The sequence below is a fragment of the Chryseosolibacter histidinae genome, assembly GCF_018598225.1.
Lineage (GTDB): Bacteria > Bacteroidota > Bacteroidia > Cytophagales > Cyclobacteriaceae > Chryseosolibacter > Chryseosolibacter histidini.
In genome coordinates, this window is record NZ_JAHESF010000067.1 from 1 (window position 1) to 23,215 (window position 23,215).

19 protein-coding genes are annotated in these 23,215 nt (G+C 51.1%); 6 read left to right on the plus strand and 13 right to left on the minus strand.

Annotation, left to right across the window (positions count from 1 at the left end; all coding sequences use genetic code 11):
• Nucleotides 1-232 precede the first annotated feature (232 nt).
• Together KK083_RS30930 and mnmH are read left to right on the plus strand one after the other, a co-directional pair.
• Nucleotides 233-2,911, plus strand: coding sequence for a DUF5686 and carboxypeptidase regulatory-like domain-containing protein (locus tag KK083_RS30930; protein WP_254170030.1), 2,679 nt, complete (start codon nucleotides 233-235; stop codon nucleotides 2,909-2,911).
• Nucleotides 2,912-2,923: 12 nt separating this feature from the next.
• Nucleotides 2,924-3,958: a tRNA 2-selenouridine(34) synthase MnmH gene (mnmH, locus tag KK083_RS30935; RefSeq protein WP_254170031.1), complete on the plus strand. Its 1,035-nt coding sequence runs from the start codon at nucleotides 2,924-2,926 to the stop codon at nucleotides 3,956-3,958.
• On the opposite strand, the gene KK083_RS30940 is transcribed toward mnmH, so the two are convergent.
• Nucleotides 3,955-4,710: a hypothetical protein gene (locus KK083_RS30940; RefSeq protein WP_254170032.1), complete on the minus strand. Its 756-nt coding sequence runs from the start codon at nucleotides 4,708-4,710 to the stop codon at nucleotides 3,955-3,957. The two genes, mnmH and KK083_RS30940, sit on opposite strands and share 4 nt — an antisense overlap.
• Nucleotides 4,711-4,758: 48 nt before the next feature.
• Between KK083_RS30940 and selD the strand changes: the two genes are divergently transcribed.
• Together selD and KK083_RS30950 are read left to right on the plus strand one after the other, a co-directional pair.
• On the plus strand, nucleotides 4,759-5,790 hold the full coding sequence (selD, locus tag KK083_RS30945) for a selenide, water dikinase SelD (protein WP_254170033.1): 1,032 nt from the start codon (nucleotides 4,759-4,761) through the stop codon (nucleotides 5,788-5,790).
• 21 nt (nucleotides 5,791-5,811) lie between these two features.
• Nucleotides 5,812-6,129, plus strand: coding sequence for a WYL domain-containing protein (locus KK083_RS30950; protein WP_254170034.1), 318 nt, complete (start codon nucleotides 5,812-5,814; stop codon nucleotides 6,127-6,129).
• 174 nt (nucleotides 6,130-6,303) lie between these two features.
• On the opposite strand, the gene KK083_RS30955 is transcribed toward KK083_RS30950, so the two are convergent.
• The 4 genes from KK083_RS30955 to KK083_RS30970 all read right to left on the minus strand — a co-directional run bounded on the left by KK083_RS30955 (nucleotide 6,304) and on the right by KK083_RS30970 (nucleotide 11,268).
• Nucleotides 6,304-7,872: a GDSL-type esterase/lipase family protein gene (locus tag KK083_RS30955; RefSeq protein WP_254170035.1), complete on the minus strand. Its 1,569-nt coding sequence runs from the start codon at nucleotides 7,870-7,872 to the stop codon at nucleotides 6,304-6,306.
• Nucleotides 7,873-7,982: 110 nt separating this feature from the next.
• Complete coding sequence (locus tag KK083_RS30960) at nucleotides 7,983-9,521, minus strand: alpha-N-arabinofuranosidase (protein WP_254170036.1); 1,539 nt, start codon at nucleotides 9,519-9,521, stop codon at nucleotides 7,983-7,985.
• A gap of 5 nt (nucleotides 9,522-9,526) precedes the next feature.
• The gene (locus tag KK083_RS30965) at nucleotides 9,527-10,894 is read right to left on the minus strand and encodes a Gfo/Idh/MocA family protein (RefSeq protein ID WP_254170037.1); all 1,368 of its coding nucleotides are present in this window, start codon (nucleotides 10,892-10,894) and stop codon (nucleotides 9,527-9,529) included.
• Nucleotides 10,895-11,031: 137 nt separating this feature from the next.
• Nucleotides 11,032-11,268 carry a hypothetical protein gene (locus tag KK083_RS30970; RefSeq protein ID WP_254170038.1) on the minus strand — a complete coding sequence of 79 codons (237 nt, stop codon included), beginning with the start codon at nucleotides 11,266-11,268 and terminating at the stop codon, nucleotides 11,032-11,034.
• Nucleotides 11,269-11,291: 23 nt separating this feature from the next.
• Between KK083_RS30970 and KK083_RS30975 the strand changes: the two genes are divergently transcribed.
• Nucleotides 11,292-12,377: a GntR family transcriptional regulator gene (locus KK083_RS30975; protein ID WP_254170039.1), complete on the plus strand. Its 1,086-nt coding sequence runs from the start codon at nucleotides 11,292-11,294 to the stop codon at nucleotides 12,375-12,377.
• Here KK083_RS30975 and KK083_RS30980 read toward each other — a convergent pair.
• Entirely contained in the window at nucleotides 12,374-14,524 is a 2,151-nt protein-coding gene (locus KK083_RS30980) for a hypothetical protein (RefSeq protein WP_254170040.1), read from the minus strand. The genes KK083_RS30975 and KK083_RS30980 overlap by 4 nt on opposite strands.
• 169 nt (nucleotides 14,525-14,693) lie before the next feature.
• On the opposite strand from KK083_RS30980, the gene KK083_RS30985 reads away from it, so the two are divergent.
• Nucleotides 14,694-15,341: a hypothetical protein gene (locus KK083_RS30985; protein WP_254170041.1), complete on the plus strand. Its 648-nt coding sequence runs from the start codon at nucleotides 14,694-14,696 to the stop codon at nucleotides 15,339-15,341.
• Between the two features lie 90 nt (nucleotides 15,342-15,431).
• Here KK083_RS30985 and KK083_RS30990 read toward each other — a convergent pair whose 3' ends face one another.
• The 7 genes from KK083_RS30990 to carB form a co-directional block, all read right to left on the minus strand.
• Nucleotides 15,432-15,959 (minus strand): DUF1801 domain-containing protein, encoded by a 528-nt coding sequence (locus KK083_RS30990; RefSeq protein WP_254170042.1) that lies wholly within the window; start codon nucleotides 15,957-15,959, stop codon nucleotides 15,432-15,434.
• Between the two features lie 59 nt (nucleotides 15,960-16,018).
• The gene (secA, locus tag KK083_RS30995; RefSeq protein ID WP_254170043.1) at nucleotides 16,019-19,375 is read right to left on the minus strand and encodes a preprotein translocase subunit SecA; all 3,357 of its coding nucleotides are present in this window, start codon (nucleotides 19,373-19,375) and stop codon (nucleotides 16,019-16,021) included.
• Nucleotides 19,376-19,529: 154 nt separating this feature from the next.
• On the minus strand, nucleotides 19,530-20,324 hold the full coding sequence (gene dapF, locus KK083_RS31000) for a diaminopimelate epimerase (RefSeq protein ID WP_254170044.1): 795 nt from the start codon (nucleotides 20,322-20,324) through the stop codon (nucleotides 19,530-19,532).
• A 54-nt stretch (nucleotides 20,325-20,378) separates the two neighbouring features.
• On the minus strand, nucleotides 20,379-20,594 hold the full coding sequence (locus KK083_RS31005) for a hypothetical protein (protein WP_254170045.1): 216 nt from the start codon (nucleotides 20,592-20,594) through the stop codon (nucleotides 20,379-20,381).
• Between the two features lie 171 nt (nucleotides 20,595-20,765).
• Nucleotides 20,766-20,921, minus strand: a complete 156-nt coding sequence (locus KK083_RS31010) for a DUF8506 family protein (RefSeq protein WP_254170046.1) — start codon at nucleotides 20,919-20,921, stop codon at nucleotides 20,766-20,768.
• On the minus strand, nucleotides 20,914-21,480 hold the full coding sequence (locus KK083_RS31015) for an ATPase (RefSeq protein ID WP_254170047.1): 567 nt from the start codon (nucleotides 21,478-21,480) through the stop codon (nucleotides 20,914-20,916). Before KK083_RS31015 ends, KK083_RS31010 begins: the two co-directional genes overlap by 8 nt.
• Nucleotides 21,481-21,626: 146 nt before the next feature.
• Nucleotides 21,627-23,215: carbamoyl-phosphate synthase large subunit (carB, locus tag KK083_RS31020; RefSeq protein ID WP_254170048.1), on the minus strand; the 1,589-nt coding region annotated here is incomplete at its 5' end.

A 23,215-nucleotide genomic window follows, 5' to 3' on the forward strand; every position in this document is an offset into this window, starting at 1 on the left:
CCTCAGATTTGTATAAGAGACATATGTATATCCACGGCCGGCCGCGCAACTTTACGAACTAAAACAGCATCCTAACGTTACCATGGTTGAAGCTCCGCTACTGGATATTTCCGCTACTTTTATCAGGAACTGCATCAGAAAAGGCCAATCAGTGCGTTATCTGGTTCCCGACCCGGTGGAAGAAATGATCCGGACCCGGGGTTTTTACCTCCACTAAAAAATACCGATCCATTTGAAGGCACCTCTACATTCCATTTTTATACTGGTTCTGTTCTTACTCATCCCGGGGCTTTTGCAGGCACAACAGGGCGGTATCAAAGGCACGATCAAGGCCGATGACGGAAGCGCACTTTCATTCGCCACCATCTTCGTCAAGCAGCTCGGCTCCGGCACCACCGCCAACGAAGAAGGTCAATACGAGATCCAGCTTGCACCAGGACGTTACGAGCTGGTGTTCCAGCACCTGGGCCGCAAAACGGAAGTGAGGGTGGTTGACGTCAAAGAGAGTTTCACCGAGCTGAACATCACACTCGTTTCGCAGGATATCGTGCTGCAGTCCGTAGAGGTGAATGCCGACGATGAAGACCCGGCCTACAGCATCATGCGCAAAGCCATCGCGAAAGCGAACTACCACCGTAACCTGCTCGATAGCTACTCTGCCCGTGTATACATCAAAGGCGCCGGCAAGCTGAAAGACTATCCGTGGCTGGCCAAAAAACAACTGCAGAAAGAAGGCATCGAAAAAGGAAGGGTCTACATTTCAGAATCGGTGAGCGACATCAAATTCACCCGGCCCAACAAGTTCGACGAAAAGGTGATCTCCATCCGCAGCGACGGCAAAGACAACAACACGTCGCCTAACCCCTACATCTTCGGCAGCTTCTACGAGCCCGAGGTTGCCGAGACCATCTCTCCCCTTTCGCCCAAAGCATTTTCTTATTACAAGTTCGAATACCACGGCACGTTCAAGGACCGCGATTATGACGTGAGCCGCATCAAGGTCATTCCCCGCTCGGAGGGCGATAACGTGATCGACGGCATGATCTACATCGTGGAAGACTCGTGGAGCATTCACAGCCTCGACATCCACACCGTAAAGCTCGGCATCAATGTCTTCATCAAGCTGATGTGCGCTCCTATTGAAGACAAAGCCTGGTTGCCGGTATCGCACAAATTCAAGATCGACGGAAAGATCCTCGGCTTCGAGTTTGAATACAACTACCTGGCTACCGTGAGCAATTACAAGATCGCGCTGAATCCCAAGCTCTATGTTGAGAAGATGGAGGTGATCGATGAAAAGAAAGACAAAGCGCTGGCGAAGGAAGTGGAGAAAAAACAACAGACGCTGAAAAAGCAGGCGAAGAAGCAGAAAACGGAAGACAATACCAAACAGCTTCAGCAGCGGCTCGCTTCGGGTGAAGAGATCACACGCAAGGAGCTGAAGAGCATAGTTAAGGAATACGAGAAAGAAGAACGCAAGGAACAGAAAGCCCCCGAAGTAATTTCAGAGAACACTTTCAAGATCGACAGCGGTGCCTACAAAAAGGACTCGTCGTACTGGGCCACCATCAGACCAATACCGCTTACGCGGGAAGAAGTGAAAGGTTACGAAAAAGCCGACAGCATCGCGGCCATCGAACGCGCCAAGGAAGAAGGCGATACACTGAAGCAATCCAAGCACAAAGGTTTTCAGCCGTGGGATATTCTGCTGGGCGATCATTACAAGATCGGTAAACGTTCGAACTTCAGGATCTACACACCTACCGGTGGATTCAATACCGTAGAAGGCTGGAACATCATCTATAAGGTAGCTGTGGGAACCGTTCTGAAAGACACCAACAGAACCAGGCTGAGCATTACGCCGGTGCTGCGTTATTCGTTTGAGCGCGAGAAGCTGCTCGGGTACGCAACGTTCAGGGTATCGAACAAAAAATACCGGCTGGAAATTGAAAAAGGAAGATACGTGGAGCAATACAACCAGGATCATCCCATTCTGCCACTCGTCAACACGTTCACCACGCTGCTGCTGGAAAAGAACCTCATGAAGATCTACGAGCGCGATTACCTCGATGTTCGGTACCGCAGGGTGCTGAATCCTTTTGTAACCGTTACCACCCAATGGACGTGGGCGAGCCAGCGAAAGGAGCTCTTCAATAATTCAAACTACAAGCTGATCAACAACAACAAGATCGAAGGTTATACACCCAACCGGCCCGCGAACGATGAAGCACCAGATACCGGAACATCGCTGGGAAACACTGGTTTTGCCAACCATCCTGCTATTATCGGGGCCATAGGCATCTCTGCACGGCCGTGGCTGAAATACAGGATCCGCAATGGTTTCAAGTATGCGATTCCAAACTCATCACCAACGCTCACTTTCGATTACAGGAAAGGCCTGAAGAACTCCGAAAGCGATGTTGATTTCGATCACCTCGAGCTGGGCATGAAGCACGAGTTCAAGATGGGCGCCAGGGGCCGCGTCGATCTTTCGTTTCGTGGCGGCATGTTTGTGAATGCGAACAAAGTGTATTTCATGGATTACAAACACTTTCTCGGCAACCGCACACCTTTCATCACCAGCGACCCTGTGGGAAGCTTCCGCCTGCTGGATTATTATCAATACAGCACTGCCGACAAGTATTTTGTGGGCAGCGTTCATTACCGGTTCCGGAAATTGCTCGTGAGCACCATTCCCTACGTGCGCATGGCTGGCATCCGGGAGAACATCTTTGTGAATTACCTGGCGACACCCACATCGCATAACTACACAGAGCTCGGTTATTCCATCGACGGCATCCTGCGCATCTTCCGGCTCGAGGCCGCAGCCTCATTCCGCAACGGCAAGTATATAGATACTGGTTTCCGCATCGGCATCGCTACCAACATTGCTGTTAACTTCTCGGATTAGTACCTTCGTGTTGTGACAATCGATATCACGGATTTTTTTGAGCTCCGCAACAGGCTGCCTGTAGTGGATGTGCGCTCTGAAAAAGAGTATGCAGAAGGCCATATCCGCGGGGCTGCGAACATCCCCATTCTCAACAATGCCGAACGCGTTGCTGTGGGCACCGACTACAAACAGAAAGGACAGCTTGAGGCAATTAAAACCGGTTTCCGCCTGGTAGGACCCCGCATCATAGACATTGTGAACGAAGCCGAAAGTGTAGCACGCGAAAGAGAGCTGTTGGTGCATTGCTGGCGTGGTGGTATGCGGTCGGGCAACTTCTGTCATTTTGCAGACATGGCCAGGCTCAGAACGTACCAGCTCAAAGGTGGATACAAGGCCTACCGTCAGAAAGCGCTCGAGTCGTTCGGGTTGCCGTTCAGATTTATGGTGGTGAGTGGCAACACGGGAAGTGGTAAAACCGAGATCTTACGCGCGCTGGCGGCAAAAGGCGAGCAGGTGATCGACCTTGAGAAGCTGGCAAGCCACAAGGGCTCCGTGTTCGGTGGATTGATGCTTCCGCCGCAGCCTACAACAGAACAATTTCAGAACGAGCTCTTCGAGGAGATCTTAAAGCTTGACCTGAGCCGCACGATCTGGATCGAGGATGAATCCATCGCGGTAGGAAAGATCTTTCTTCCTGAAGCCTTGTGGCGCACCATGAGTGCCAGTTCCATTGTTGAAGTAGAAGTAGCAAAAGATGTTCGTGTTGGCCGGCTGGTGAATGAATATGGACCGGCAGATAAAATGCAATTTCTGGCGGCGATGGAAAAGATCACTAAAAAACTTGGCGGCCAGCATTTCAACACTGCGAGAGAAAAGTTGCTGCAAGGCGATATGGCGGCAACCATCGAGGTCCTGCTCGCTTATTACGACAAGGCTTATACCAACGGTATGGATAAAAAACAAAAGCGTATCCAATACAAAATGAGCTGGGATGGAAAGGATGCTTCGGAATTTGCTGCTGAGATATTATCGGTTGCCGGCAAGGCAGCTGTGATCAAAGGCTAATCGTCAAACCCCGGCCGTTTAAAACGCTCTGCCGCGGGAAACTCCGTCTTTGCCATGGTTTTCATTTTTTCGAGCATGGCCAGCAGCTTGAGAAACTCGTCTTCCTGATCAGGCAGCAGCTCGAATAATTTTACCCATGCCTGGATAGACCGTTCAATGGCGATGATGCCGATCTTGGCGGAGCCATCATAATCGCGCTGATCTTCTTCCGTCTCGACTTCATCACCCTTCAGCTTGCCCATAATGGCCCGCATGAGCTTGAGGTGAATAAAGGCCTGGTACCACTGGATCACCGCAAGGCAATCTTTGATGACCACTGTTTTTTCTCTCGCGGCATCCACGGATTCAACACCGAGGGTAAGGTTGTCGCTGAGCTGCTCCAGCATTTTGATCATGCCCGGTTGTGATTTGAGCCAGAGGCGCGACGCTTCACTATAGTTCCAGCTCAGCTTGCTCAGGGGATGGTTCTGGCTTTCTTTGCGGATGCGCGCTTCGTTCTCCTGTGCATGTTCCACTTCTTTGGCCAGCGAGCTCAGGTTTACACCGTATTGGGATGCGGCCTGTTCCAGCAGCTTGTGGGCTTTTGAAAAATTCTCGGAGAGCCTTTCCCAAAAAGCTTTGTTGATAATGTCTTTCTGTTCGGGAGAGGCACCGCTTTCATTCTCATACACAGCGCAACGGCTGCCGAAGGCGCAACGCTCACACCAGCGGTCACAATAATTATGGATTCCTGGTATTTTTTTGTCAGCCATAGACGGAAGGGCCTTTGTAGCAACCGTTAAGTTGATAAATTTACGCACATGGAGCAAATTAAACTGACACAATACAGCCATGGCGCCGGCTGCGGCTGCAAGATCTCACCGGCCGTGCTTGACAAGATCCTTCATTCCAATTCTCCGAAAGGTAATTTTTCTTCCTTGCTGGTAGGCAATGAATCCAAAGACGATGCAGCCGTATTCGATCTTGGTGATGGCACCTGCATTGTGAGCACCACAGACTTTTTTATGCCCATCGTAGACGATCCGTTCACGTTCGGGGCCATCGCCTCTGTAAACGCGATCAGCGATGTTTACGCTATGGGCGGCGAACCGTTGATGGCCATTGCTATTCTCGGTTGGCCCATCAACAAGATCCCGGCGGAGGTGGCCCAAGGTGTGCTGGAAGGAAGCCGCGACGTCTGTCGTAGGGCAGGCATACCGTTGGCAGGTGGTCACAGCATCGATTGCCCTGAACCCGTATTCGGACTGGCTGTTACGGGGAAACTGAAAAAAGAAAATCTCAAACGCAATGATACCGCCAGGGAAGGAGCGCTCCTTTACCTCACCAAACCACTCGGCATTGGGATCGTCACCACCGCCCAGAAAAAAGGCATCGTGAAAGACGAACATTTGAAAAAAGCTACCGACACCATGCTAACACTGAACGCCTTCGGTGCCGAGGTAGGAAAACTCCCCTACGTAAGCGCCATGACCGACGTAACCGGCTTCGGATTGCTCGGCCACCTGTGCGAGATGTGCGAAGGCAGCAACCTTTCGGCTACACTCGAATTCAGCAAAGTTCCTGTGTTCGATTTTCTCGACCAATACATCCAGCAGAAGAGCATGCCCGGCGGCACCACCCGAAACCTTGACAGCTATGGGCACAAGATCAGCACGCTCACTGACAGTCAGAAAGCCATACTCGCCGACCCGCAGACCAGCGGTGGACTGCTCATTGCCGTTGACCCCGATCAGGCAGACACGTTCGAGGCGTTCGCAAAAACAAAAGGACACATGCTGAAACCCTTCGGCCGGCTTACCATGAAAGGCAAGGAAATTGTACAGGTTGTATGAGAACATAAACTATCAGCGGCCATGACCACAGAAGCGATCATTGAAATATTACGGCGAGCATGTACAGAGCGAAAGGTCTGTAAGCTGCATAAAAAAGGGGAGCCTGAAGACAGGATCGTCAATCCTCATGGCGTGCATCATTCGAAGAATAAGGATCTGGTACTTGTGTGCATACAAGTGAGCGGTTATTCTAAAAGCAAGAATCGCTCACTTTACAGGAATCTGGCAATTCAAGATTTCGAAAGCGTTGAGATGTTATCGCGGACATTTACCATCGATAAGGATTTCAATCCGGACGATGACCAGTATGGCGAGTGGTTGTTTCATGTGTTGGAATGATTCCGCAGTGAGAACAATCCTTCGAATGGAAGTCCTTTTTAACCCTTTGAGGGTTTTGCACGTGGCGAATAAACTGAATAAGATTCTACCTCGTGAAAAGCCCTCAAAGGGTTGGGGGTTATAGTCGTCGGACCACTGACAACGCGCAAGGCCAGGCGCGCAGTGGTCTGACGACTACTTCTTCAACGCCTCCGCTATCGCCTTCTCGGCAAGCGGTGCCATCACTTTGTATCCGGCCAGCGTGGGGTGAACTTCATCGTAGGCATATTCTTTCTTCATACCTTTGCGATCATCGACCATGGCGGTGAAATAATCGAGGTACACGTAACCGTTCTTCGCCGCGTGTTCCTTGATCATCTTGTTGAGCGTGATCACTTTTTCTGCGGGCTCGAGACCGGGCCTCCAGGGAAAGTCGTAGGCGGGCAGCACGGAGCTCAATACCACTTTGATGCCATTTGATTTAGCCAGTGCTGCCATGGACGCAATGTTGCCCATGGTTTCTTCGAGGGTCATGGGGCCGGTGTTCTGCGCAATGTCATTGATGCCTGCCAGGATCACCACCACTTTAGGCTTGAGGTCGATCACATCCTGACGAAAACGGATCAGCATCTGCGGCGTGGTCTGCCCACTGATGCCGCGGCATACATAAGGTTTCTTATAGAAGAAACTTGAGTCGGTTCTCTTCCAGCCTTCGGTGATGGAGTTGCCCATGAACACCACACGGTTTTCATTGGGTGCCGGCGGCTGAAGTTTTTTGTTCTCACCCTGGTAACGTTTCAGGTTCGCCCAGTCATTGCGAAACCGCTCTTCCGACTCACGCTTGCGTTGTATCATCTGCTGGGGTGTTGCTTTATTCTGTTGGTTGCCCTGGCTCGACTTGATCAGCAAGCCCTGCACTTCGAGCCAGTCGCCGAAACGATCGATCCACGTATCGGAAGGCAGGTATTGCCGGCGCATACCAAAGCCGTGGCCTCCTTTGGTATACATGTGCAGCTCCGCGGGTTTGCCCGCCGCCATCCACTTGTTGTAAAGCTCCACGCTATGTGGCGCAAGTTCCAGCTGATCATCCGTGGCGGCCACGAGAAAAATGGGTGGCGCATCCGCAGGAACAGTGTTCTCTTTCAGTGTGCCGGTATAGGCATAAACAGGAGCAACAAAATCAGGACGGCTCTCTGCCGTGTAGGTGAATGCTGTGCCCGCCGCCACGGTTCCTCCCGCAGAAAATCCCATGAGTCCAATACGGCCCGGATCGATGCCAAACTCCGAAGCATGGGCCCTCACGTATTTCACAGCCTCTCGCCCATCGGCAACAGCCATCGGAATAAGTTTGGCGTTGTCTTCATCACGTTTCTTGCGGTCGATGCCCATCAGCTCCTTCACCGGATCTTCGGAGTTGGTGTGATTGAGCCTGTACTTCAGCACAAAGGCGGTCACGCCTTTTGTGTTCAGCCACTTGGCCACGTCGATGCCTTCGCTGTTGATGGATAACGCCGCGAAACCTCCGCCGGGCGCAATGATCACAGAAGTTCCGTTGGCCGTGGCCGGAGGTGCAGGGTATACGGTTAGTGTGGGTTCAGAAACGTTGTACACCACCTGCGTCTGCCAGATATCGGAATACATCTCCTTTTCTTTCCAGGTCCAGCGCTCGGAACCCGGCGCCTTGCCAGGATAAAGCGGAATTACTTTTTGAGCATAAGTAATGGAGAAGCTCAGCAGGAGCGCAAGGGTAAATTTAATTCTCATGATCGTATCAGGTTCTGGTTAATGCCTCACGGTGAGGCGCAAAGAAATTTAGGAAAAATTTATGGATTCCATCCTAAAAAATCCTTGCGCCTTTACGCGAGACCGATGCATTACTTCAGCTCCAGAACCACCACAGAGAACGCCGGCACTTTAACACTGAGCTTGCCGGTGCTTAACGTAGCTCCTTTAAAAACTGCAGGTTTCACTTTATCAGGACTCTCAAAAGTATTGTGGTCCTGGATCTTCGGCGACGACAGCACCCTGCCAGTGACCGCTGTATACTTGGCACCTTTGATGTCGATGGTTACATCCTGCACATTCTTGCCGTCGATGTTTACCAGCGAGATGTGCGTAACACCGTTCTTATCGCGTGAAGCAGAAACAGAAACAGCGGGGAGTTTTTCACCATTGAGCGTGTAATCATTTGTTTTGATCTTCACGGGAAGCAGTGTGGCATCCTGGTGCACATTGTACATTTCCATCACGTGATAGGTGGGTGTGAGCAGGATCTTTTCGTCGTTAGTGAGAATGACAGCCTGCAGCACGTTGATGGTTTGCGCGAGGTTTGCCATGCGCACACGGTCGGCATGGTTGTTAAAAATGTTCAGCGTAACGCCGGCGATCATGGCATCGCGCATGGTGTTCTGCTGATAGAGGAAACCGGGATTCGTGCCGGGCTCCACGTCATACCATCCGCCCCACTCGTCCACCACCATGGCGACACGTTTTTTCGGATCGTACTTATCCATGATGGCTGCGTGTTTGGTCACCAGCTCTTCCATTTTCAAGGCGCGTTGCATGGTGGTGAAGTACTGCTGTTCAGAGAATTCGGAAGCAGAACCTTTTTTGCTCCAGTCGATCACGGAGTAGTGGTGAACGCCCACGCCCTCGAGCATGTTGTGCGGAATATCACGCATCAATACTTCAGTCCAGTTGTAGTCCGACGAGTTGGCACCAGAGGCGATCCTGAAGATCTTGTTGTTGTTATCCCAGCCGGTCATGAACGTTGCGTACTGCCTGTAGATGTTGGCGTAATATTCAGGGCGCATGTTGCCACCACAGCCCCACGCTTCGTTTCCGATGCCCCAGAACCTGACGGTCCACGGCTTCTCTCTTCCATTCTCTTTCCTCAGCTTCGACATCGGGCTGATGCCATCGAAGCTTACATATTGCACCCAATCGCTCAATTCCTGAACGGTGCCGCTTCCTACGTTGCCAGACAGGTAGGGCTCCGCGCCCAGCAGCTCGCACATATCCAGAAAGTCGTGCGTGCCGAAGCTGTTATCTTCCGTTACGCCACCCCACCAGGTGTTCACGATCGTTGGTCTTTTGTTCTTGGGGCCGATGCCGTCTTTCCAGTGATAGGTGTCGGCAAAACATCCACCGGGCCAGCGAAGGTTGGGGATCTTCAGCTTTTTCAGCGCGTCCACCACATCGTTGCGAACACCTTTGGTATGGGGGATCTTGGTGTTGCCCTCACCTACATAAAATCCACCGTAGATACATTTGCCAAGGTGCTCGGAGAAATGCCCGTAGATGTGCTTGTTGATGATCACTTTTCCGGAGTCGGCCTGCAGTGTAACCTGGTTCTGTGCCGAAAGATGCCTTGCAGCCATGGCGATGAAGATGAATAGAAGTATTTTTTTCATATGGGTTATCCGTTTACAAATTGTCTTTTCTCACCCGGCTGAATGCTGGTGAGCTCCGAGATCCTGACAGGCTTGCCGGTCTCACAGCTGTTGCGTGCTGCGATGCCTACAAGAATAGAGAGCGCGCCATCTCTCACGCTGGCAGACTGGTGCAGCGGATCTTCCACCACACCGCCGAAGATCTTATCTTTTAAAAGCCTGTCGCCGCCGCCGTGACCGCTGGTGCCATGGGGTACGCGGATGAACTCACGCTTGCCGAAATTCTGGCTGAGGACGATCTCGTCGTAATTTTTTTCTTCGATGGGATTGCTTTCTTCTATCCATGCGTCGAGTCTGCCCTTCGTTCCGTTGAAGGCTATCCGGTAACCTTCGTAAGGCGAGTAGGTAGTGAGTGAATAGCTCACCTGCACACCGTTGGCGTAACGGATGGTGGCTGCCATTTTATCATAGATGTTGATATCTTCTTTCCACACGCAGCCATCGCGCAGGTAGCCGTCATGTTTTTCGTGGGCAACGTACAGGTCCATATAAGACTGGCGCTTGGTGATGTCGAAGTAAAAGTTGCACTTGTCTTTATGCGGGCAGGGACGGCAGTTGGTATCGCGGAATGCATTGTTCTTGCCATAGAAGTCAAGCGTGCCCGTGGCAAAAACTTCGGATGGGTCCGATTCGATCCACCAGTTCAGCAGGTCGAAATGGTGTGTAGCCTTGTGCACCCAGAGGCTTCCACCTTTTTCCTTCAGCCTGTGCCAGCGCCTGAAATAATCTGCGCCATGGCTTGTATCGAGGTACCAGTGAAAATCCACGGATGTGAGATCGCCGATGGCACCACTTCTCAGCAGCTCGTAGAGTTTGGCGCGGTGAGGCGAGTAGCGGTAGTTGAAGGTAACGGTAACTTTCTTTCCGGTTTTCTTCTCTGCCTGCAATATCGCTTCACATTTCTGTTCATCGGTGGTCATGGGTTTTTCTGTGATGATGTTGGCACCCAGCTCCATGCCGCGGATGATGTATTGATGATGGGTAGCGTCTACGGTGGTGACGATGAGCGTATCCGGTTTCACTTCCTTCATCATCTTCTCAAAGTCGGTGAAGGTGGGGCAGTTAAAGCCGGCTGCTTTCTTGAAGTATTCCACGCGGCCGGGGTTGATATCGCACAGCCCCACAAACGCTACCTTGTCGGGATAAGATTGTTGCACATCTTTAGACCACATGCCCAATGCACGGCTTCCGGTGCCGACGATGGCGATCCGTTTTTTGCTGTCGGCCATCATACTTTGTGATTGAACCTGGAGCGGATCCATCATCATGGCGCCGGCAAGTGCTGTGCCGGTGGCGATAAAACTTCTTCTCGTAAGGGTGCTCTCGTTTTTCATAGTTCAGGGTAGTTGGTGGACTAAAGGATCAATTGATATGTAAAATGCGCAACCGATTGCATTTTGTCAACCACTTTATCAGAAAAGCAGCGCGCCATCCTGCACTATACTGGCTTTTTTTATGGAACCGGGCCTTTTTAAGGGTATTTTATACACTTTTTAATGCCATTTTTTTGCGCAACAGATTCCAGGACTGCTTCCGGCAAAGCACCCCCATGCATCCATTTTTTGCCCTGTTCAACAGCAGGCAGTTCCAGAGGTTTTTGATCCAGATCTTTTAGCGATACCAGGAAATCACCGCTTGTCACCAGCAGCAGCAGTACGAATTTATGATTTTCAAAAATGCGGAGAACTGGTCGCTGCATCGTTTGCAAAAGAAAAATATATTATAGATTGCATGTTATACCTTGAGCCCGAGCCCATGTCAGATCAGCAAATGGAATATTTGAAGCAAATACGTATTGACAGCGAGTCACGCATTCCGAAGTACCGCCAGATCGTAAACTCGATCATTGAAGATATCGAACGTGGTGTTCTTCCCATCGGTCAGCGTATTCCATCCATCAACGAGATCAGTGAAGAATATTACCTTTCGCGCGATACGGTAGAGAAAGCTTACAACTACCTGAAGGAAAAACAGATCATCGTGTCGGCAAAGGGAAAAGGTTATTACATTGCCCGCACTGTTCTTCCGTCGAAGATCAATGTGCTGTTCCTGCTCAACAAGCTCAGCTCCTACAAGCTGAGGATCTTCAACTCATTTGTCAACAGCATGGGCAACAATGCCAAGGTGGACCTCAACATCTACCATTGCGATCCCAAAATATTGTTGAACATCCTGAACGAGAACATGGGGCGTTACGATCACTATGTGGTGATGCCTCACTTCAAAGACGACAACCTTTTACACCACAGCCATAATACCGAAGTGCTGGAAGCTTTGCGAAAAATTCCGGAAGATAAGCTGCTCATCATGGATAATCCGCTGCCGGAGCTGAAGCGCAACGTGGCCTCCGTATTCCAGGACTTCAAGATGGATATTTACGAGGCGCTGAAAGAGGGCCATGAACGGCTGAAGCGATACAAGAAGATCATCCTCGTATATCCCCGCAAGACCATGTATCCCTATCCGCAGGAAATACTGCAGGGCTTCCAGAATTTTTGTACGGATTTCAATTTCGACTTCGAGGTGCTCGACGAGATCTATCACGATATGGAGCTTCGGCCCCGTGACGTTTACATTACCATCGAAGAAGCCGACCTGGTGAGTCTCGTCAGGCAGGTTCGCGATAAGAAGCTCACACTCGGCGAAGACATCGGCATCATCTCTTACAATGATACGCCGCTGAAAGACCTGCTGGGCATCACCGTGATCTCCACAGATTTTCAGGTAATGGGCGAGACGGCAGCCTACATGATCCTGAAAAAGAAAAAAGAAGAAGTGAAAAATGTTTTCAGCTTCATCAACCGCAATTCGGTTTAGGGCATAGGTTTTAATCCTTCCCACCGCACATTCCACTGACCGTTCTTCGGGAAGCCGGGCTCCGGTAGGGTGTTGCCATCCCACCCCGCCGCCATCATGGCCACCGCCGCCAGCAATCCTCCGTTTCCGGGAAGGTACAGGCGCAGGCGATTGTCCTGGTAATTGTGTCCGTTCACCAGGTAAGTGTTCTTCTGCACGTCCATGAACAGCGCCTGCAACGCAAGCTCGGGTTTGTTGAGGCGCGCAGCAGTCATGGCGACGAGCGGGTAATCCCAACCCCAGGTTGTCTGCCATTGCCATTCACGCAGGATCTCTGTCAGTGTGTTGTTCATCACCGCAGTGTCTAACCGCTCATTCAGCGGAAGAAATCCATAAGCGCCCAGCACGGCAGGATGATCCCTGCGATACTGATCGTCTGTATAAGCGCTGGGTGTTGTTGCATTGGGCAGATAGAAATTGTGGTTGTCGACCTGCAACGGCGCGAGGTTCTTCAGCACTTCGTTCCATTGTTGGTTCTCTTCCATGCCCAACCGCCGGCGCCACTCCTGGGCTACACCGATGCCGTAGTACCAGTACTGAAGCTCATAAGCGGGATCATCCGTTTCCGCGGCCTTGAAGATCTCCTGCGCAGGGATCAACGGGTGGCATAGGTGATATTTCCCATCCTTCATCCGCAGAAACGACACCATAAAATCAGCCGTGTTGAACACAAGGTCTTTGTATTTATCGAGCGTTGCGCGGTCAGGTGTGTGGCGATAGAGAAGCTCCGCAAAATAGATCGGATGTGGCTGCTGCCAGATGATGAAGGCACCTACACCCGAAGGACTCTCCTTCCCGTAAGGATCAGTCATCTTCTGCCAGCGTGCTCCTTCATAACCTTGCCACTGCGCGGTATGTTGTGCCTCAGCCCTCACTGCATTGTACCAGGGCATACTCTTTTCAAGCAAATCGGCTCTGTTCCACAGGGCAAAATGTGCGGCGTGCCACCAGTGCATTTCGAGGTGGAATTTTCCAAACCAGCTGTTCATGGTGAGTCCTGTTTCCTGCGGCGGAAGCGAGCCTGCACACTGGATCTTAGTAAGGTATTGTGAGAGCACAACCCTTCGCTCAAGCTCTTTTGCACGTGGATCGGTACAAGCCGAGAAGTCTATAACACCACCTCGTGTCCAGAAATCTTTCCATCCCTGCAAGCTGCTTTGCTCGGTGGTTTTGAAATCTGATCCGGAATTATTTGCCTGCCGGCTGAACAGTACCGTGAACTCGAACGCATCTTTTTGCTGTGACGGAACAAGCTCAAAGTGATGTGGCTTCGCTTCCCTGATCTCGCCATGATCCCAACCGGCGTGAACAAAGTACTGTGTGCTGTCGAGCGTTCTGGTGATCGATGCTTTTTGTGCTGAGACATCCTTGAGCACCGATTTATGTTTATCCGGACTCTGCCAATCATATCCCGGGCAAACGTGACAATCTTTCCCATAAGGAAAATCCAGTGTCACTTTCAGGCGTCCTGCGGCGATGAGTGGCGACTCGATGCGTGCGGCGATCCTGTCTTCCTGCTGGTGCGCGTAGAGAATCACCTTTACGGGATGGCCCTCCACCTCGTAACTGCTTTCGATCTTTCCTGACCACAGGTCAAGCTGCTGTTGAATGTTATGGAGGTCCGAGAGCTTAACTTGCTCACCATTATTTTTTTCGATGAGCAAACGCACCAGGCCCAGGTGAAGGCGATGTGGATTGGCGCGAAGATATTCTGTTGCATCACCCGCCCTGCCCTCTTTATGCTGAACTGCGTACGGCGCTTTCGATCCATCGCACGATTCATAATCGACAGCAACATCATCCAGTGTATATTTTGTATGCGAAGGAAGGCTGTGCCACGCCCACTGTGTCTGCGTACCCAATGAAATACCGTTCTCATAATCTTCATAGAAAGTCTGCAGTCCGCTGACATCCGCCGTGAAGGCAAACTCGCCGTTGCCTACCGAGAGCGCACCGAGTGTATCAGGCATGCTCAGCGAAACGTTGTGCCGGGTTACCAACGCATGCCGGTCGATGGCCTTGTGATCTGTTTTTCTTTCCCGGCAGGCAAGCAGGCACAGGAATGTGACGACTATAACAGCAGGGTGAGTGGCTCGGTAGAATATCATGAAACGCTTTTGAGTTGCGACAATTAAAAGTGATAAAATTCAGCCTAAGATAAAACGGGTAATTTTTGCTAAACAGGACACTGCGTGAAGGTTAAGAACTTTTTTCACGTGCAATAGGGGTATGTTCCGCATCGGTTGTCTCATAGCAAACAACTCAAAAAATATGGCCATGAGCATAAGATTTAAACTCCTCATCCTCTTCATTCTGATGTTCTCCGTAAGCCTCTGTTTCGGGCAGGACCAGGAGTATCAGATCAGTACGCTGTTCAAAGGCGGCCATCACGCATCCGGTGGCTATGGAGCCCTCACCAACAAGTTCACAAAAATAAATGGCGAATACGCCAACATGGCGCAGATCTACGGCGGCTGGTACATCAACCACCGGTTCCTGCTGGGGGTAAGTGGTGCCGCAGTTACCAATAACATCCCCGTTGCGCCCGAGCACAGCACCGTGCCTGGTGTTGACATGAGCTACCAATACGGTCAGTTCGGATTGATGACGGAGTATACGCTTTGGTCAGAAAAGGCCATCCATCTTTCATTCCGCGTGATGAACGGCGCCGGTTTTACCGTGCAATACATGCGCAAAGATTGGGATGATGACAACTGGGATCAATTTGAAGATTATCCGCACGACACCAACTGGTTCTTCGTTACAGAGCCCGGCCTAAGTCTTGAGATCAATGTGTTTCGCTGGATGAGGTTCAGCCCCGGCATCTCATACCGCGCTGCCTTCGGAAGTGAAGCGCAAGGCCTGAGCGATGATGATCTCAGTGGAGCTTCGTTAGACCTGACTTTAAAATTTGGGAAGTTTTAAAATGCATTTCCCGCAGATCACGCTGATCGACGCAGATAGTTACTCAAATGAATTTCTGCGAGAATCCGCGCAATCTGCGGGACACAAGCCCTACCTGATTGGTACTCTCTCCGGAATAATAATGGCGTTGGGGAAATACTTCTTCACCGCCATATAATCTTTCTGGGCCTCGAAGCGGTTGATGTACTTGCCGGCCCTTACCCTGAAATTGGGTTGAACGAACTGTACATCGGCGTCGAGATCGGGCAGTGAGGTGAGCACCTGCTTCTTCACGTCGAGTGCTTCTTCGCGCCTGATACCGGAATAGAGCTGAATGGTAAAGCCGTCTACGAATCCGTTCTTCAGGTTGATGCGGTCAATGCTGTCGAGCACGGCGTCCAGTGAACCGTTCACGGCGTGCCTTGCTTCCACATAACGTGAAGGGTCGCGTTTGGCATCCGTGGGCTTCGTTGGTGTTGTGAGCTTTGATGTATCGGCCGGCGTTACTGCCTTGGTGCGCAACACTGAGAGGTCTTCCGAATATTTGCCTCCGGTAGTGGTGCTGCTCCCCGTTGTGGTGGTAGCCACCTTACAACCTGCCAGAAACAACACACCAAAGATCAGAATAACGAATCGCATAGTATTAAGCTTAAGTTTCAAAAATACCTGTAGCGGCAAAAAATTCATACCGTCTGCTACTACTCTATGATGATACAACGGTTGTTCTTGATATCGTCTTCAACCTTTTTGTATTTAACGTCTCGCAGCACTCTTCCGTCAGGATACTGAACGCTTACTTTGTCGTTTCGTCCGGCTACTTTTTCCGATTTTACAGGCATCACTTTCTCTTGCGGCGGGCGGTTCTGCTGGGGCTGTGCGGCACCGGGGCCTCCGCCACCGCTGAGCAGTGACCGTGACTCTTCTTTCTGCTCGCTCAGCCTTGCCCTGCGCTGTGTTCTGGCTTCCTGAACCTGCTCCGGTTCCTGCACCGGGATGTCGGCCTTCATCAGGAACGAGATGGTATCTTCGTTCACCTTGGCAATAAACCGTTTGAAGAGCTCAAAGCCTTCGAACTTGTAGATGAGCAACGGATCTTTCTGTTCATAGACCGCAGTTTGCACCGATTGCTTCAGGTCGTCCATCTCACGCAAGTGCTCTTTCCACTGCTGATCGATGATGGCCAGGGTGATCATCTTCTCCATGGCCTTGACAAGCTCGGCGTTGTTGGTAGCGACGCTCTTCTCGAGGTTGGCTGCAACACCGATGTTCTTCGTGCCGTCTGTGAAAGGTACGAGGATATTTTCGATGGTGGCGCCACGGGTCTTGTGGATCTCACGCACCACAGGCATGGCTTTGGAAGCCACCATTTTGTTCTTCCTGTGATAGTGATCGAGTGCTTTCTCGTAGAGGTCTTCCGTAAGCTTGCCCTGGTCGAGCTTTTCGAACTGCTCTTTCGAGATCTCGTAGTCGAGCCCGAAGGTGCTCAGGGCATTCAGCCGCAGACTCTCGTAGTCGTTGGCATTTTTGGCGTTGACCACCATGTCTTCGGAGGTGTCGTACATCATGGTGAGGATGTCGAGCTCGAGGCGCTCGCCGAACAGGGCGTTCTTGCGGCGCTTATAGATCACCTCGCGCTGTGAGTTCATCACGTTGTCGTATTCCAGCAGGCGTTTACGGATGCCGAAGTTGTTCTCCTCCACTTTCTTCTGGGCGCGTTCTATCGAGCTGGTCACCATCGAGTGCTGGATCACTTCACCTTCCTTCAATCCAAGCTTGTCCATAAAACGGGCGATGCGCTCAGGCATGAACAAACGCATGAGGTTGTCTTCCAGCGACACATAGAACTGTGAAGTTCCGGGGTCACCCTGGCGACCTGAACGGCCACGCAACTGACGGTCTACCCTTCTTGATTCGTGACGCTCCGTACCGATGATGGCAAGGCCACCCGCAGCACGTGACTCTGGTGTAAGCTTGATATCGGTTCCACGACCGGCCATGTTCGTAGCAATGGTCACAGTCCCCGGCTTACCGGCTTCTGCAACGATCTCCGCTTCACGCTGGTGCTGCTTGGCGTTGAGCACCTGGTGCTTGATCTTTCTCAGCTGCAACAGGCGGCTCACCAATTCTGAAATTTCCACGGAAGTGGTACCCACCAGCACAGGCCTTCCCTCCTGCGTGAGCTTCACGATCTCTTCGATCACAGCGTTGAACTTCTCACGCACCGTTTTATATACGAGGTCATCGTAATCTTTTCTGACCGCGGGCTTGTTGGTAGGGATCACCACCACATCGAGCTTATAGATGTCCCACAACTCACCGGCTTCCGTCTCTGCCGTACCGGTCATACCGGCCAGCTTGTGATACATGCGGAAATAGTTCTGAAGGGTGATGGTTGCGTAGGTCTGTGTTGCATCTTCCACCTTCACATTTTCTTTCGCCTCGATGGCCTGGTGCAAACCGTCTGAATAACGGCGGCCTTCCAGCACACGACCGGTCTGCTCGTCAACGATCTTTACTTTGCCGTCAACGATGATGTATTCTGTATCTTTTTCAAAGAGCGTATAAGCTTTCAGCAGCTGGTTCACGCTGTGAATGCGCTGCGACTTCACCTGGTACTCGCGGATGAGCTCCTCTTTCTTCTCGAATTTCTGGTTATCGTCAAGCGAGCTGTCGTGCTCGATCTTGCTGATCTCTGTACCGATCTCCGGCAGGATGAAGAATTTCGGATCTTCTCCTTCACCTGTGATGAGGTCGATACCTTTTTCTGTGAGCTCAACGCTGTTGTCTTTTTCGTCGATCACGAAATACAACGGCTTGTCAGCTTCCGGCATGTTGCGTTTGTTGTCCTGCAGGTAGAAGTTCTCTGTTTTCTGCAGCACAGCCTTGATGCCCGTCTCACTGAGGTATTTGATGAGGGGCTTGTGCTTGGGCATGGCGCGGTGGGCGCGGAACAGGGGCAGGCCTCCTTCTTTTTCGTTTCCTTCACCGATCAGCTTGCGGGCGGTGTTCAGGTATTCATTCACCACTTTCTTCTGGGCTTCCACCAGCTTGAAGATGCGGGGCTTCAGGTCGTAGAACTCATGTTCATCGCCACGGGGCACGGGTCCTGAGATGATCAGTGGCGTACGGGCCTCGTCGATGAGCACGGAGTCAACTTCGTCGACCATGGCGTAATGGTGGGCGCGCTGCACGAGCTCTTCGGGGTCGCGGGCCATGTTGTCGCGCAGGTAATCGAAGCCGAATTCGTTATTGGTTCCGTAAGTGATATCAGCCTTGTAAGCGTTTCGCCTGGCCACAGAGTTGGGCTCATGCTTGTCTATACAATCCACGGAGATGCCATGGAACTGGTAGATCGGCCCCATCCACTCGCTGTCGCGGGTGGCCAGGTAGTTGTTCACCGTCACGATGTGCACACCGCGTTTGGCCAGGGCGTTGAGGAAGGCCGGCAGCGTAGCCACCAGGGTTTTACCTTCACCGGTTGCCATTTCAGCAACTTTTCCTTCGTGCAGTACGGCACCACCGATCAGCTGAACGTCATAATGCACCATATCCCAGGTGATCATGTTGCCGGCAGCCATCCATTTGTTGAACCAGTGTGCCTTGTCGCCCACGATCTTCACGTTGTCGCGGGTAGCGGCCAGTTGCCGATCGAAATCCTGGGCGGTAACTTCCAGGTACTCGTTTTCCTTGAACCTGCGGGCGGTTTCCCTCACAATGGCAAAAGCTTTGGGAAGCACCTTCATCAGCACTTTTTCGAGCTCTTTGTTGCGCTCCTCCTCGATCTTGTCGATCTGGGAGAAAATTGATTCCTTTTCGTTGATGTCCAGCGCTGGGTTGTCAGCTACCCGCTGATGAAGCGCAGCCAGGTTGTCGTCGATGCTTTTCAGCTGCTGGTTTATGAAATCCTGGATCTTGCGTGTTTCGTCGCGAAGATCATCGTGTGATATGGACTTGAGCTTCTCGTGCTCCTGCTTGCTTTGCTCCACCAGGGGCATGATCCGCTTGATATCTTTCTCGGATTTCGTTCCAAAGATTTTGGCAATGAGTTTTAACATCGTTATCGTTAGCCGTTAGTTCGTTTTCTAGGTTCCCGTTTAAAGCCATTTTGCCCATGAACCACTATTCTGCGAATAACGGAAAAGGTAAAAGGTTTTAATGCCCCGAAAGGGGCCTAAAGTTAATTTCTTTTTACGATTTGAGAGTGAACAATTACAGTTCCAAGTCGCCTTCGAAGACCAATTTGGCAGGTCCGATGAGAAAAATATCGTGAAATGTGCCTTCCTGGCTGACAGAAGAACCAGAGCGGCTGAAAGTGAAGGCTACGGAAAGGTCGCCACCCAGGGTTTTGATCTTCACCGGTGATGAAAATCCCTTCAGGGCGCTGGCCAGGGCGCTGGCTACCACCCCGGTACCGCATGACAGGGTCTCGTCTTCAACACCCCTTTCGTAGGTGCGCACAAAGATGGTATTGTCAGGCAGGATCTCCACGAAATTGACATTTGTGCCTGCCGGTTTGTAGGCATCGCTGTAGCGGATCTTTCTGCCTTCTTCCACCACCGGGTACTGGCTGACATTCTGAACGAACCGGATGTGGTGCGGAGAACCGGTGTTGATGAAATAATCGTCCCCTGTTTTACTCGTCTTTTGCACATCGTTCATTTTCAACTTCACGATGCCGGCGGGCAGTAATTCGGCGGCGTGTGCCCCATCGTATGCGTTGAACTGGGTTTTTCCATTCAGCATTCCCAGGGACGCTGCCAGGCTTACCGCTGCCCGGCTACCATTGCCGCAAAGGCTTTGAGAACCATCGCTGTTATAATAAACCAGGTTAAAATCAAGGGAAGCATGCTTTTCGATGAGCATCAGCCCGTCGGCACCCACACCAAATTTGCGGTGACAGATCTTCTCGATCTGCTCGGTGGTGAAAGTATGCCTGGCCGAACGATTGTCGATCAGCACAAAGTCGTTGCCGGTGGCCTGATATTTAAAGAAGTGCAGTTTCAAGGCCGAACGTTTAAAGTTTAAGATTTGAAGTTTAAAGTTAGAAAGGCAAGGGTATTACTTGATCTCTTCGTAGTCGATGTATTCGCCGCCTTTGAAGTTGGAGCCTTTTTTTCGTTTCTCGGTGGTGGGGTTGCCGTTGGCGTCAAAGTTTCTGCGTTGTTGCTGCTGGTTGCGGAATTGCTGCGAAGCCGCCCCTGCGCGAAAGAACATAGAACCGATTTTATAAATGATATACAGGATCAGGCCTAGGATAATGAGAAACTTGAACATGGTAATGTGCCTTTAAGTACAGAAACCGAAAAACAAAGGTAGAGGTTCAGAAATTAATTAACCAATGAATCAACCGAAAGTGTGGCTGGGGTGAGAGACGGAAAAAGGGCGGTTTTATTGTGGTAAAGAATGCAATTTCCCGCAGATCGCGCGGATTAACGCAGATGACGATTATAAATCGCGGGCTTTAACGCGTACTACTTTGCCGTTGCGGGAGATCACCAGCTCGCCGTCTTCTTTTTTGGTTTGTTCGATAAGGCGCTTCACCGCTAGCTGAACGCCGCTGGTTATTTTTTCGAATAGTTGACGTGACTCGATGTTACTCATAATGCTTAAGCAAATTAGTCCAAATATCATTATTTTCTACCGAAAGCCCGAAATTGTTATTTGCTACAACAGACGGAATATCACGGGAGTTATCGTAGAAAATCCAAAAATCGCTTAGGACAGAATATATCTTGAAAAAATTTACTAATCCACGATGATACCTCCTCTCAATAATATCATCCGGAATATTATGTCCTCCTTTTTTTACACGGAGCCTGACTCTTTCTTTTGCCAATGTTATAGACTCCAACCAAAAGAAAATTAAAACAACTGTGTAACCTCCTTGCTTCGCCTCCTTTATCAGTGATCTATAACTTTTTGTCGACAACGTAGTTTCTAAGGCAAAAGAAAGGTTAGCCTTCAACAGTTCGCGAATGCGGTTCAGCATGATCCTGCCAGCCTCGAAAGCGACGGTCTCGGGCTGAAAGGGAGAGAGCCCTTTTGCGATCTCATCGGCATTTACAAATTCCTTACACTCCAGCATTTCAGGAAGCACCGTATAAGAGGCTGTGGTTTTTCCAGCCCCGTTGCAGCCTGCAATGATGTAGAGAAATGGCATGGAGGAAAATTACGATGAATAGTGAGAAAGTCCATGGTTCATAGTCAGTCCATGACGGCAAAATGCAATTCCCGCAGATCGCGCGGATTTACGCAGATTAAAATGTATTAATCAGCGTCGATCGGCGTAATCTGCGGGAAACAAAACTACCTGCTCAAATACAAATTCCGCTCCGAGTAGATCTTCAGGAAATAATCATCCATCAGGTCGTCGATGAAATAGATCGCTTCACCGGTCGACTTCATTTCGGGGCCGAGCTCCTTATTCACGTCAGGGAATTTGCTGAACGAGAACACAGGCTCCTTGATGGCATAACCTTTTTTGGTAGGTGAGAATTTGAAATCCTTCACCTTCTTCTCACCCAGCATCACCTTGGTGGCGTAGTTCACATAAGGCTCGTCATAAGCCTTGCAGATGAAGGGCACCGTGCGTGATGCCCGCGGGTTAGCTTCGATGATGTAAACCTTGTCGTTCTTGATGGCGAACTGAATGTTGATCAATCCTACCGTTTTCAGGGCCAGTGCGATCTTGTGCGTATAGTGCTCGATCTGCTTGACCACAAAGTCGCCAAGGTTGTACGGCGGCAACACGGCGTAAGAGTCACCGGAGTGGATACCGGCCGGTTCGATGTGCTGCATGATGCCGATGATGTACACGTCTTCACCATCACAGATGGCGTCGGCTTCTGCTTCAATGGCCCCATCGAGGAAGTGATCGAGCAGCACTTTGTTCTCGGGAAGGTGTTTCCAGATATCGAGAATGTGGTCTTCAAGCTCCTGCTCGTTGATCACGATCTTCATGCTCTGGCCGCCCAACACATACGAAGGACGAACCAACAACGGGAAGCCGATGGTTTTCGAAACCTCCAGTGCTTCGTCAGCATTGGTGGCCACACCGAACTCCGGATAAGGAATGCCGTGGTCTTTCAGCAGCGTAGAGAACTGCCCGCGGTCTTCGGCCAGGTCAAGGGCCTCAAAGGAAGTACCGATGATCTTGATGCCGTGCTTGTGAAGTTTCTCCGCGAGCTTCAGGGCCGTCTGACCTCCGAGCTGCACGATCACACCTTCGGGTTTTTCGTGCTGGATGATATCGTAAATGTGTTCCCAGAAAACCGGCTCGAAGTAGAGCTTGTTGGCAATATCGAAGTCTGTTGAAACGGTCTCGGGGTTACAGTTGATCATGATGGTCTCGTAGCCACATTCCTTGGCCGCGAGCACGCCGTGCACACAGGAGTAATCGAACTCGATGCCCTGGCCGATGCGGTTAGGCCCGGAGCCCAGCACCACGATCTTTTTCTTGTCAGTAACCTGCGACTCGTTCTCGGTATCGAAAGTTGAGTAGTAGTATGGTGTTTTGGCTTCGAACTCCGCAGCGCACGTATCCACCAGTTTGTAGACGCGGCGGATGCCCATGCTCTTGCGTTTCTCGTGCACTTCGCTCTCGTAACACTCCAGCAGGTGGGCTATCTGGCGGTCGGCATAACCTTTCTCCTTCGCCTTGCGCATCAGCTCCGCCGGCAGCGTCTCGATGTCGTATTTTTCGATCTGTTTCTCCAGCTCCACGAGGTCTTCGATCTGGTTGAGGAACCAGCGGTCGATCCGGGTGAGCTTCTGGATGGTCTTCATCGGGATGCCCAGCCTGATAGCGTCATAGATGTGGAAGATGCGGTTCCACGTAGGATGCTCGAGACTGTAGAGCAGCTCATCCTGCTTGGTGAGCGACTTTCCGTCAGCAC